We start from the raw sequence: 12465 nt of genomic DNA on the forward strand, positions 1-12465 counted from the left end.
ACACCATGCAGAGCTCACTTTTCGGCCACGCCGAGCAGCAGTCCCAGGAGCGGTACGCCGTCCAGAACCCGCAGCTGCTGCGGGTCACCCTGGCCGGCTCCGACGACGTCCTCGCCCGCAAGGGCTCGATGGTCGCCTACCAGGGCATCGTCGACTTCGACGGCGAGTACCAGAGCGGCAACCAGCGCGGCGCCCGCCTGCGCACCGGCGAGGGCCTCGACCTGATGCGCTGCTCCGGGCAGGGCACGGTCTACTTCGCCAACCTCGCCCAGCACGTCCACGTCCTCGATGTCGACCAGGACGGCCTGACCGTCGACAGCAGCTACGTCCTCGCCATGGACTCCACCCTGCACACCGAGGTCATCGCCGTGGACAGCCAGTACGGGATCTCCGGCTCCGGCAAGTACCAGCTCAACATCACCGGCCGCGGCAAGGTCGCCCTGATGACCTCCGGGCAGCCGCTGATGATGCAGGTCACCCCGGACAAGTACGTCAACGCCGACGCCGACGCGATCGTCGCCTGGTCCACCTCCCTGCGCGTGCAGATGCAGGCCCAGACGCACTCCTCCGGCGTCTGGCGGCGCCGCGGCAACACCGGCGAGGGCTGGGAGCTGAGCTTCCTCGGCACCGGCTTCGCCCTGGTGCAGCCCAGCGAGGTGCTCCCCCCGCAGAACGCCCAGCTCGGCCAGGGCATCGCCGCCCAGTACGGCATGGGCCAGCACGGCGCCCACGCCCAGAACCAGAACAACGTCTGGAACTGACCCGGCGCCCGCACCGGCACGGCGAAGGGGCGGACCCACCAGGTCCGCCCCTTCGCCGCGTCCTCAGGCGCCCAGGCGGGCCCGGGTCGCCTCCAGCAGCTCCACCACCGAGGTGTCGGCCACCGCGGCGACCTCCTCGTAGGCGAACCAGCGCAGGTCCAGCGACTCCTCGCTGATCTCCGCCACCGCGCCGGCCGGGGCCAGCGCCGCGTACTGCACGTCCAGGTGCCAGTTGCACGGCGCCGGGATGGGATGCCGGTCCAGCCGCACCGGCCCGCCCTCCAGCAGCGTCAGCCCGGAGGCGATCCCCGACTCCTCGACCGCCTCGCGCATCGCCGCCCCGGCGAGCGTGGCGTCACCGGGCTCGCAGTGCCCGCCCATCTGCAGCCACAGCCCGAGCTTCTTGTGCAGGGTCAGCAGGACCCGGCCGCCCTCCGGGTCGATCACCAGCGCGCTGCCCGTGACGTGCCCCGCCCCGCAGGGCTTGTACATCGCGTCCGGGTGCTCCGCCAGGTGCTCCAGGTACACCTCCCGCAGGGCGCGCTGCTGCTCGTCCCGGCCCTCGTAGGCCTTCAGGACCAGGACGGCGTCTTCGTGCAGGCTCACTTCTTCTCGTCACCCTCGCCCTGGTCGCGCTTCTCGGCGGCCTCGCCGAGCATCTTGTCGATCTCCGAGAAGTCCAGCTGCTCGCGGTGCACGAACCCGTCCGGGTCGTCCAGGTCGGAGGCCGTCGGCAGCATGTCCGGGTGCTCCCACAGCCCGTCGCGGCCGTCCACCCCGCGCGCGTCCGTGAGCGAGGCCCACAGCCGCGAGGCGTCGCGCAGCCGGCGCGGCCGCAGCTCCAGCCCGATCAGCGTGGCGAAGGTCTGCTCCGCCGGGCCGCCCGAGGCGCGCCGGCGGCGCATCGTCTCGCGCATGGCGTCGGCCGAGGCCAGCCGGGGCTTGGCCGCCTCGTGCACCACGGCGTCCACCCAGCCCTCGACCAGCGCGAGCGCCGTCTCCAGCCGGGCCAGCGCGGCCTTCTGCTCCGGGGTGTCCTGCGGCTGGAACATACCGCCCTGGAGCGCCTCCTGGAGCTGCTCCGGGTTGGACGGGTCGAGCTGGCCGACCACGTCCTCCAGCTTCGAGGTGTCCACCTTGATGCCGCGCGCGTAGCCCTCGACCGCGCCGAACAGGTGCGAGCGCAGCCACGGCACGTGCGCGAAGAGGCGGGCGTGCGCCGCCTCGCGCAGGGCCAGGTAGAGCCGCACCTCGTCCGAGGGGACGCCCAGGTCCTTGCCGAAGCTCTCGATGTTCAGCGGCAGCAGCGCCGCCCGCCCGGCCGGGCCCAGCGGCAGGCCGATGTCGGTGGAGCCGACGACCTCGCCCGCGAGCACGCCCACGGCCTGGCCGATCTGCTGGCCGAACATGGCCCCGCCCATGGAGCGCATCATGCCGAGCAGCGGGCCCGCCATGGCCTGCATCTCCTCGGGCAGCACGCTGCCCATGGCCGCGCCGACGCGCTCGGCGACCGGGTCCACCAGCTCCTTCCACACCGGGAGGGTCGCCTCGACCCACTCGGCGCGGCTCCACGCGACGGCCGCGTTGGCGCCCGACGGCAGCGAGGTCACGCCGTCCAGCCACAGGTCGGCGAGGCGCACCGCCTCCTCGACCGCCGACTTCTCGGCGAGGCCGACGCTGGCGTCCTTGACGCCGTCCGCCGTGCCCTGCGCCACGGTCTGGCGGGCGATGTCCTTGGCCATGTCCCAGTTCACGGGACCGCCCTCGTAGCTCAGCATCTGGCCGAGCTGCTGGAAGGCGGCGCCCAGGTCATTGGGGTTCATCGAACCGAACATCGCGGCGAACGGGTTGTCCGCTCCGCCGGGAAGGCCACCGGGGCCGAACCCGAACGGATTCGCGGGGCCGCCCTGGCCCCCCTTCTTGCCCTTGTCGCCGTCCTCCGGCTCCTCCGGCGGAAGGCCGAATCCGAATGGGGTGTCGCTCACGGGTTTCCTCGGCTCGTAGGGCCGCCGGCGGACGCCGACGGGCAATGGTCCGACAACACCACCCAGCCTAGACACCACTCCCGCTTCCGGGCTCGGTGCTCCGCCGACTCCTGGGCTGCGGCAGGATGGACATCACCTGGTGGGTACGCGTCACGGCGCGCCCCCACTGAAGACAACCGCTGGAGACGCCCGGTGAGTTCCCCAGATCCGAAGGCTCGCGCGCCGCACGACGCCGAAAACCGCCCTGACCACGGCGACAGCGCCCCCGGCGTTCGCCAGCCGCGAAACGAGGCGGGCCCCCGCCGACGCAGCCCCGTGATCGCGGTCACCGGGGCCGCCTCCGGCGTCGGCGCCGCCCTCGTGGCCCGGCTCGCCGAGTCCGACGAGGTCAAGCAGGTCATCGCCATCGACGAGCGGCGCGGCGACTGCGCCGACGCCCAGTGGCACGTCCTCGACGTCCGCGACCCCGCCATCGCCGACCGGCTGCGCGGGGCGGACGTGGTCGTGCACCTCGCGCTCGACCTCGACCTGGAGACCGACCCCGCGGCCCGTACGGCGTACAACGTACGCGGGACCCAGACCGTGCTGACGGCCGCTGCGGCGGCCGGGGTGCACCGGGTCGTGCTGTGCACCTCCGCGATGGTCTACGGGGCCCTGCCCGACAACGACATCCCGCTCTCGGAGGACTCCGAGCTGCGGGCCACCGCCGAGGCGACCGGCGTCGGCGACCTGCTGGAGATCGAGCGCCTGGGCCGCCGCGCCCCGCGCGCCCACCCCGGCCTGAACGTGACGGTGCTCCGCCCGGCCGTGCTCGTCGGCGGCACGGACACCGCCCTGACCCGGTACTTCGAGTCCCCGCGCCTGCTCGTCGTCGCGGGCTCCCGTCCCACCTGGCAGTTCTGCCACGTCGAGGACCTGGTCAGCGCCCTGGAGTACGCCGCCCTGGAGAAGGTGGAGGGCGAGCTGGCCGTCGGCTGCGAGGGCTGGCTGGAGCAGGAGGAGGTCGAGGAGCTCAGCGGCATCCGCCGCATGGAGCTGCCCTCGGCCGTCGCCCTGGGCGCCGCGGCCCGGCTGCACCGGATCGGCCTGACCCCCTCCCCGGCCGGGGACCTCGCGTACACCATGCACCCCTGGGTGGTCAGCGTGAGCGGGCTGCACGCGGCCGGCTGGCGGCCCCGCTGGACCAACGAGGAGGTGCTGGCCGAGCTGCTCCGGGAGGTGTCGGGCCGGCACACCGTCGCGGGCCGCCGCCTGGGCCGCAAGGACGCCGCCACGGCCGCCGGGGCCGCGGGCGCGACGGTGGCCCTGCTGGGCGCCGCCGCCGCCGTCCGTCGGGCCCGCAGGCGCCGCGGCCTCTGACCCCGGGACGCGCACCCCGCCGCGGGCCCGGACCCCCCGGGGGTCCGGGCCCGGCCGGAGCGCGGGCCCCGTACCCGGCCCGTACCGGTCCCCCCGCCCCCGCTCCTCCTGTAGGAGACTCCCAACCGGCCGGTCACGGCACGGTCGAAACGGCTATTCCGCCACGTCAGCCGCTAGGGCACGATGGATGGCATGGCACCGCACTTCGACCACCCCGGCGAGCAGGCCGCCCAGGACCCGATCCGGCTGCTCGAGATCCGCGAGACCCCGCTCTCGATCGACGAGGTCTTCCAGGCCGTCGGCGACGACGCGACGGGCGGCACGACCCTCTTCGTCGGCACGGTGCGCAACCACGACGGCGGCGCGGACGTCGACTCCCTCGGCTACTCCTGCCACCCCACGGCGGAGGCGGAGATGCGCCGCGTCGCCGAGCGCGTCGTGGAGAAGTACCCGGTCCGCGCCCTGGCGGCCGTCCACCGCATCGGCGACCTGGCCGTCGGTGACCTGGCCGTGGTCGTCGCCGTCTCCTGCCCGCACCGCGGCGAGGCCTTCGAGGCCTGCCGGATGCTGATCGACGACCTCAAGCACGAGGTGCCGATCTGGAAGCACCAGACCTTCTCGGACGGCACGGAGGAGTGGGTCGGCGCCTGCTGACCCCGGGCCCGCGCCGCCTGCTGACCCCGGGCCCGCGCCGCCTGCTGAACCCGGGCCCGTGCCGTCGGCCGCCCCGCGAGCACACCACGGCCCCCCGGTCGCGGAGGCGCCGCCGGGCGGGAGTAGCCTCACACCCGTTCGGCCGCGCAACACGCCCTCGATTTGCGTAACCCCCCTGCGGGCACGAGCGTTGAGAACACCGACGACACGTACTTTCTGGGCAGGGAGGCACGTCCATGGCGTCACTGGCGTGGTTGCTGATTCCGCTGTTCGCCGCGATCGGGGCGGCGATATGGGGCAGCTGGGCGGCACGCGACCGCACCCAGGGGGACATATCCGAGCTCGCCGGCTACGCGCGGTTCCGCGAGGCCATGGACCGGGCCGACGGGGAGAGGCAGAGGGAGAAGGCGCACTCCGGTTCCGACGCCGTCTGACGCGTCCCGGAGGCCGGCGCCGGGCGGGCCGGGCGGGCCCCCGCTGAGAATCGCCTGAGAGTTCCGTCCGCGGGCCCCGTACGGACCGGCCCCACGGGTCGCGCGCAGGGACCGTCCCGTACTGTCGATCCATGCCACGCCGTCCCGCGACGATGCTCGCCTCCTCCCTCGTGCTGTTCGCGCTGCTCTGCGCGGGGGTGTTCCTCAAGGTCCCGTACTCCGAGATGAGCCCCGGCCCGACCGTGAACACGCTGGGCGAGTCGCACGGGGAGCCGGTCCTGAACATCTCCGGGCACAAGACCTACCCGACCACCGGGCACCTCAACATGACCACGGTCCGCGTCACCGGCGCCGACTACGACATGAACCTGCTCGAAGCGGTCTACGGCTGGCTCGCGGGCGACAACATCGTCGTCCCGCACGAGAACCTCTACCCGGACGGCAAGACGGACAAGGAGTCCACGCAGGAGAACGCCGAGGAGTTCAGCCAGTCGCAGGAGAGCGCCAAGGTGGCCGCCCTCAAGCAGCTCGGCATCCCGGTCAGCGCCCGCGTCGTCGTCTCCACCGTGGTCAAGGGCAGCCCCGCCGAGGGCAGGCTGCACGCCGGCGACGTGATCAAGGAGGTCGACGGCAGCCCGGTCACCCAGCCCGGCGACGTCGCCAAGCTCGTCACCAAGCACAAGCCGGGCGAGCCCGTCGAGTTCACCATCGTGCCCGCCGCCGCGGCGGCCGAGGCCGAGAAGGCGGGCCGCGAGCCCACCGACACCGCCAAGGTGACCATCACCGCGGGCAAGGCGCCGGACGACGGCCACGCCGTCGTCGGCATCCGGGCCGGGACCGACCACACCTTCCCGTTCCCGATCGACATCAAGCTCGCCGACGTCGGCGGCCCCAGCGCCGGCCTGATGTTCGCCCTGGGCATCGTCGACAAGCTCACCCCCGAGGACCTGACCGGCGGGAAGTTCATCGCGGGCACCGGCACCATCGACGACACGGGCAAGGTCGGACCGATCGGCGGCATCCAGATGAAGACCATCGGCGCCCGCCAGGCCGGGGCCGAGTACTTCCTGACCCCGGCCGAGAACTGCGCCGCGGCCGCCGCACAGGTCCCCGACGGCCTGACCCTGGTGAAGGTCTCCACCATCGACGACGCCGCCAAGGCCCTGCAGAAGATCAGCAAGGGGGACGCGGCCGGACTGCCGCGGTGCGCGAAGTCCTGATCCCGCGGCTCCGGCCGCGCCCCCGGCCCCGCCTGCGCGGGGCCTCAGGCGAAGGTGGCCGCCAGCGCGTCGGCCAGACCCGGCACCAGGCCCGCGCCGGTCAGCACCTCGCTGGAGGAGTCCTTGTCCCGCAGCCGTACGGCAGACTCCCGCGAGCCGTCCCGCAGGACGCCGACGGTCAGCCGCACCTCCTGCCGCTCGGGGTGGCCGGCGACCCACTTGGCCAGCTGCTTCTCGTTCAGCCCCTCCGGTACGGAGGCCTCGGCGGACGGCGGCAGCATCAGCCGCTCCACGGTCAGGGCGCACCCGACGACCGCGTCGGGCCAGGCGATGGTCCCCAGGAACTTGTCCAGCGGGGTCCCGGCCGGCACCTCGTCCTGCTCGATCGGGGTGAGCTGGGCCTTGCCGGCGTCGTCGGTGTCGAGGCCGAGCTGGCCGGCGAGGCCCGGTTCCTGGCGGCGCAGGCGGGCGGTGTCGACCAGGGCGAAGAGGCGGGCCGGCTTGTCCCAGCCGAGGGTGGAGGCGTACTCGTCGATCTCGAGGACGGCGCGGGTCAGCGGACTGGCCGCCATGGGGGTGCCGGGGGAGGGCGAAAGGTTGGACATGGGAAACATCCTGCCTCCTTTCTCCCCGATACCGGGAACTGACTAAAGCCTCAGTAAGTTGCAAGAGTGGGACCTACGATCGTGGGCCCACGACCACACAGCGACTTTCGAGGTGCGCACCTTGGCTTTCCAGATGCCGGACCGCGGCGGAGGCCCCTCCGGGCCACGGATGAGAGTCGGCCGCCCCTCCCGGCGTGCCCGGACCCTTCTGCTGACCCTGGGCGTCCTGGCCGTCCTGGCCATGGCGTTCATCATGTTCGCCGGGTTCTGGACGGACTGGCTCTGGTTCCGCTCCGTCAGGTACTCCTCGGTCTTCACCACCACCCTGTGGACCAAGGTCGGCCTCTTCGCCGTCTTCGGCCTGCTGATGGCCGGAGCCGTCGGGCTGAACGTCTGGCTGGCCCACCGGCTGCGGCCGCCGCTCAGCGCGATGTCGATGGAGCAGCAGAGCCTCGACCGCTACCGGATGAGCGTCGCCCCGTACAAGAAGTGGCTGCTCCTGGGCATCGCCGCGATCGTCGGGCTGATCGCGGGTGCGTCGGCGGCCGGCCAGTGGAAGACCTGGCTGATGTACGTGAACGGGGTGCCCTTCGGGAAGAAGGACCCCCAGTTCCACCTCGACGTGTCCTTCTACACCTTCGACCTGCCCTGGTACCGCTTCCTGCTCGGCTTCGGCTTCGCCGCGGTCGTGCTGTCGGTGATAGCGGCGGTCGTCGTCCACTACCTGTACGGCGGACTGCGCGTGACCAGCCCGGGCGCCCGGGCCACCGCCGCGGCCACCGGCCACCTGTCGGTGCTGCTCGGGCTGTTCGTCACCTTCAAGGCGATCGCGTACTGGCTCGACCGGTACGGCCTCGCCGTGAAGTCCAGCGACTTCAAGGCCTCCGACAACTGGACCGGCCTGCGCTACGTCGACGCGAACGCCTACCTGCCGGCCAAGACGATCCTCGTCGCCATCGCGGCGATCTGCGCGGTGCTGTTCTTCGCCACCCTGTGGCGGCGGACCTGGCAGCTGCCGGTCATCGGGTTCGGCCTGATGGTCCTCTCGGCGATCCTCATCGGCGGGCTCTACCCGGCGATCGTGCAGAAGTTCCAGGTCCAGCCGAACGAGCAGGCCAAGGAATCCCCGTACGTCGAGAAGAACATCAAGGCCACGCGCGACGCCTACGGGATCGACGGAGCCGAGGTCAAGGACTACCCGGGCGTCCCGAAGACGGACGACCGGACGAAGCTGCGGCCGGTGGCCGACACCACCGCGAGCCTGCGCCTGCTCGACCCGAACATCGTCTCGCCGGCCTTCCAGCAGCTCCAGCAGGTCAAGGGCTACTACGGATTCCCGTCCACGCTGGCGGTCGACCGGTACAACGGCCAGGACACGGTCATCGGGCTGCGTGAGCTGAACATCGGCGGCATCCCGAAGAACAACTGGATCAACGACCACTTCAAGTACACGCACGGCTACGGCGTCGTCGCCGCCAAGGGCACGACCGTCAAGGACGGCGCCCCCGACTTCACGCAGTCCGACCTGCCCTCCAAGGGCATGTTCGGCACGGACTTCGAGCAGCGCATCTACTACGGCGAGCAGACGAAGCAGTACTCGATCGTCGGCGGACCGCAGAAGGAGCTCGACTACTCGGACGACAAGGGCGAGAAGGAGACGAGCTACAAGGGCGGCTCCGGCGTCAACCTGAACAACCCGGTGAACCGCGCCGCGTACGCGCTCGCCTTCAGCGAGCCGCAGATCCTGTACTCGGGAGCCATCGGCGACGGCTCGCGGATCCTCTACAACCGCACGCCCAAGGACCGCGTCGAGGCCGTCGCGCCCTGGCTCACCATCGACGGCGCCCCGTACCCGGCCGTCGTCGACGGCCGGATCAAGTGGATCGTCGACGCCTACACGACGACGAACGGCTACCCGTACGCCTCGCGCACCACGCTCGGCCAGAGCACGGCGGACTCGCTGACCAACAGCCAGCGCGCGGTGGTGGCCCAGGAGAACCGGGTCAACTACATCCGCAACTCGGTGAAGGCCACCGTCGACGCCTACGACGGCACGGTGGACCTCTACCAGTGGGACACCCAGGACCCGGTCCTGAAGACCTGGATGAAGGCCTTCCCCGGCACGGTGAAGCCCAAGAGCGAGATCTCCAAGCCGCTCATGGACCACATGCGCTACCCGCAGGACCTGTTCAAGGTCCAGCGCGAGCTCCTGACCCGCTACCACGTCACCGACCCGCAGACCTTCCTCAGCGGCAGCGAGGCGTGGGCCGTCCCGGACGACCCGACGACCAAGGCCGGTACGGCCGTTCCGCCGTACTACCTGTCGATGAAGATGCCGGGACAGACGGAGAAGGACCAGGTCTTCTCGCTCACCACCACCTTCACGCCCAACGAGCGGCCCAACCTGAGCGCCTTCATGGCGGTGAACGCCGATCCGGGCACCCCGGACTACGGCAAGATCCGGATCCTGAAGATGCCGACCAGCAAGCCGCCGGACGGCCCGGGCCAGGTGCAGAGCAAGTTCCAGTCGGAGCCGAAGATCGCCGAGTCGATCCGGCTGCTGCGCGGCGGTGACTCGGAGATCGAGTACGGCAACCTGCTCGCGGTGCCGATGGACGGCGGGATGCTCTACGTGGAGCCGGTCTACGTCCGCAGCTCCGGCCTGAAGTACCCGCTGCTGCGCAAGGTGCTCGTGACCTACGGCGGCCAGACGGCCTTCGAGGACACCCTGGAGAAGGCGCTGAACGTGGTGTTCGGAGCCGAGGCCCCGACCACGCCGGTACCCCCGGAGAACCCGCCGACCAAGCCGGGCGAGGGCACGGGCAACCCGCCCGCCGCGCAGGACCCGACGGTCAAGGCGGCCCTTACCGACGCCCAGAAGGCGGTCGAGGAGGCCGACAAGGCCATGAAGGCCGGCGACTGGTCCGCCTACGGCAAGGCGCAGAGCGACCTCCAGGCGGCGCTGAAGCGGGCGATCGACGCCGAGGCGAAGCTGACGGCACCCAAGCCGGCGGGCTAGGCGGCCCGGCCGGGCGTGTCCGCCCGGCCGGAAGGCGGTCATGGCTCCGTCCCGCGTCGTGATACTGTGGTCTCACCGACGCGGGGTGGAGCAGCTCGGTAGCTCGCTGGGCTCATAACCCAGAGGTCGCAGGTTCAAATCCTGTCCCCGCTACTGAAGACGAAGGCCCGGATCCCATGGATCCGGGCCTTCGTCATGCCCGGAAACGGTGCGCAGGCACCGGCCTGGAGGCCGGTGGCGGGCCGCTGGGCGACATGGGGTCACCGGGGCGGGTGAGTTGGGGCGTGAGCGTGTTTGACTTGTCTCTCTGTGGGCATGTCGACAAAACGCTGTAGTGACCTCACTGGCTGCGACATACCAGGTGTACGCGGGTAGCAGGTGATGCGACGATGGGATTTATGGGGGACAGGTCAACTCTGCTGGAGACAGGGCGGTTTGTGAGGGCGGAGGCCGAGTCGGGCACGGAGGCCGGTAAGGCGGCTCCCGCTGTCAACGCGCAGACCGCACTGACCGATGCGGATTTCGCGGAAGAGGCTTTCGGCGACGCCGAGGGGGCCACCGACGCCGAACTGGAGGCGCGCCACCGGGTGGCCGCCGACAAGGGCGACGCCGGTGCCATGAGCGTGCTCGGCGCCCTGCTGCTGCGCCGCGGCGACCTGGCCGGGGCCGAGCCCTACCTGCGCGGCGCCACCGGCGCGGGGGACCGCGCCGCCGCCAACAACCTCGGCGTCCTCCTCCTCCAGCGCGGCTACCCCGACGAGGCCGCCGGCTGGTGGCGGGTCGCCGCCGTCGCCGGCTCCGCCCCCGCCGCGCACGCCCTGGGCCGCCACTACCGCGAGCGCGGCGACGAGCCGGCCGCCGAGTACTGGCTGCGCCAGGCGGCCGAGTCCGGCCACGCCCTGGGCGCCTACGGCCTGGCCGACCTCCTGGAGCACCGCGGGGACAAGGGCATCGAGCGCTGGTTCCGGGCCGCCGCCGAGCAGGGCCACCGCGAGGCCGCCTACCGGCTGGCCCGGCACCTGCGCAAGGGCGACCCCGCCGAGGCCGAGCAGTGGTACCGGCAGGCCGCGGCCCGGGGCCACCGGCGCGCCGGGCTGCACCTGGGCGCCCTCCTGGAGGCGCGCGGCGAGCTGAAGGAGGCCGGCCGCTGGTACCTGAGCTCGGCCAAGCAGGGCGAGGCCCGGGCAGCCTGCGCGCTCGGCTTCCTGCTGCGCGACGCCGGGGACGAGGAGAGCGCGGCCGCCTGGTGGCACCGCGCGGCCCAGGACGGCGACGGGAACGCGGCGAACGCCCTCGGCGCGCTGCACGCCGCCCGCGGCGAGACCGAGACGGCCGAGAAGTGGTACCGGGTCGCGATGGACGCCGGCGACCACAACGGCGCCTACAACCTCGCCCTGCTCTGCGCGGCCCAGGAGCGCACCGCCCAGGCCGAGCAGTGGTACCGCCGCGCCGCCTACGCGGGGCACCGCGAGGCCGCCAACGCGCTGGCGATCATGCTGCTCCAGGCCGGGGACGCGGCGGGCGCCGAGCCCTGGTTCTCCAAGGCGGCGGAGGCCGGCAGCGTGGACGCCGCCTTCAACCTCGGGATCCTCTTCGCCAGCCGCGACGAGGACCGCTCCGCCCTGAAGTGGTACGAGCGCGCCGCCGCGGCCGGGCACACCGACGCCGCCCTCCAGGTCGGGATCGCCCTGGTGCGCGACGGCGAGGAGCGCGCCGCCGAGCGGCACCTGCGCTGCGCGGCGAGCGGCGGCAGCGCGGAGGCCGCCTTCCGGCTGGCCTCCCTGCTGGAGTCGCTGGCCCCGCCGCCGGAGCCGGTGGCGCTGGGCGAGCCCGTGGGCGGCAGCGCGCGCAGCGAGAGCGAGGACTGGTACGAGCGCGCCGCCGAGCAGGGCCACCGCCGGGCCCAGGTGCGGGTCGGGATGCTGGCCGCGGCCCGGGGCGACCTGGCCGTGGCCGCCCGCTGGTACCGGGAGGCGGCCGAGGCCGGCTCCCGCAACGGCGCCTTCAACCTCGGGCTGCTGCTCGCCCGCGAGGGGGACGAGCCGGAGGCGGCCCTGTGGTGGACCCGGGCGGCGGTGGCCGGGCACGGCCGGGCCGCCCTGCGGCTCGGGCTGCTCGCGGCCCGGCACGGGGACCTCGCGGAGGGGCAGAAGTGGTGCGTGCGGGCCATGGAGCTCGGTCCGGCGGAGGTCGCCGAGCGGGCGGCGCGGCTGCGCGACGCGCTTGCGGAGGAGCTCTCCGTCTGAGGCCGGATGGGCCGGACGGGCCGGACGGGGCAGAGGTTCACTGATTTGCATCTGCCGGGTGGACTCCCGTAGAGTCGTGTTTACCGACGCGGGGTGGAGCAGCTCGGTAGCTCGCTGGGCTCATAACCCAGAGGTCGCAGGTTCAAATCCTGTCCCCGCTACTGAAGGCCCGAGGCCCGGAT

The 12465-nt window shown here is 72.5% G+C and carries 10 protein-coding genes and 2 tRNA genes; 9 read left to right on the forward strand and 3 right to left on the reverse strand.

Annotated elements, in window-relative coordinates:
• Positions 1-5: 5 nt before the first annotated feature.
• A complete protein-coding gene (locus ACIRBY_RS08680; RefSeq protein ID WP_403897957.1) occupies positions 6-761 on the forward strand; it encodes an AIM24 family protein in 756 nt (251 codons plus the stop codon).
• 63 nt (positions 762-824) lie between these two features.
• On the opposite strand, the gene ACIRBY_RS08685 is transcribed toward ACIRBY_RS08680, so the two are convergent.
• Both ACIRBY_RS08685 and ACIRBY_RS08690 read right to left on the reverse strand, forming a co-directional pair.
• Entirely contained in the window at positions 825-1367 is a 543-nt protein-coding gene (locus ACIRBY_RS08685; protein WP_403897959.1) for an NUDIX hydrolase, read from the reverse strand.
• Positions 1364-2746, reverse strand: coding sequence for a zinc-dependent metalloprotease (locus tag ACIRBY_RS08690; protein WP_403897962.1), 1383 nt, complete (start codon positions 2744-2746; stop codon positions 1364-1366). Before ACIRBY_RS08690 ends, ACIRBY_RS08685 begins: the two co-directional genes overlap by 4 nt.
• A 192-nt stretch (positions 2747-2938) precedes the next feature.
• Between ACIRBY_RS08690 and ACIRBY_RS08695 the strand changes: the two genes are divergently transcribed.
• The 4 genes from ACIRBY_RS08695 (at position 2939) to ACIRBY_RS08710 (ending at position 6413) form a co-directional block, all read left to right on the forward strand.
• Positions 2939-4105 (forward strand): SDR family oxidoreductase, encoded by a 1167-nt coding sequence (locus ACIRBY_RS08695; RefSeq protein ID WP_403897964.1) that lies wholly within the window; start codon positions 2939-2941, stop codon positions 4103-4105.
• 192 nt (positions 4106-4297) lie between these two features.
• Positions 4298-4759 (forward strand): molybdenum cofactor biosynthesis protein MoaE, encoded by a 462-nt coding sequence (locus ACIRBY_RS08700; RefSeq protein WP_403897967.1) that lies wholly within the window; start codon positions 4298-4300, stop codon positions 4757-4759.
• A gap of 236 nt (positions 4760-4995) precedes the next feature.
• Positions 4996-5193, forward strand: coding sequence for a hypothetical protein (locus ACIRBY_RS08705; protein WP_403897970.1), 198 nt, complete (start codon positions 4996-4998; stop codon positions 5191-5193).
• Between the two features lie 131 nt (positions 5194-5324).
• The gene (locus ACIRBY_RS08710; protein WP_403897973.1) at positions 5325-6413 is read left to right on the forward strand and encodes a PDZ domain-containing protein; all 1089 of its coding nucleotides are present in this window, start codon (positions 5325-5327) and stop codon (positions 6411-6413) included.
• A gap of 44 nt (positions 6414-6457) precedes the next feature.
• On the opposite strand, the gene ACIRBY_RS08715 is transcribed toward ACIRBY_RS08710, so the two are convergent.
• Entirely contained in the window at positions 6458-7027 is a 570-nt protein-coding gene (locus tag ACIRBY_RS08715; RefSeq protein ID WP_403897976.1) for a PPA1309 family protein, read from the reverse strand.
• Between the two features lie 160 nt (positions 7028-7187).
• On the opposite strand from ACIRBY_RS08715, the gene ACIRBY_RS08720 reads away from it, so the two are divergent.
• From ACIRBY_RS08720 to ACIRBY_RS08735, 4 genes are all read left to right on the forward strand, one after another.
• Positions 7188-10037 (forward strand): UPF0182 family protein, encoded by a 2850-nt coding sequence (locus ACIRBY_RS08720; RefSeq protein WP_403897979.1) that lies wholly within the window; start codon positions 7188-7190, stop codon positions 10035-10037.
• A 79-nt stretch (positions 10038-10116) separates the two neighbouring features.
• Positions 10117-10190 (forward strand) — tRNA-Met (locus ACIRBY_RS08725).
• Positions 10191-10426: 236 nt separating this feature from the next.
• Complete coding sequence (locus ACIRBY_RS08730) at positions 10427-12283, forward strand: tetratricopeptide repeat protein (protein ID WP_403897982.1); 1857 nt, start codon at positions 10427-10429, stop codon at positions 12281-12283.
• A gap of 87 nt (positions 12284-12370) precedes the next feature.
• Positions 12371-12444, forward strand: a tRNA-Met gene (locus ACIRBY_RS08735).
• Positions 12445-12465: the final 21 nt, after the last annotated feature.

This window comes from Streptomyces sp. NPDC096136, from assembly GCF_044763325.1.
GTDB lineage: Bacteria > Actinomycetota > Actinomycetes > Streptomycetales > Streptomycetaceae > Streptomyces.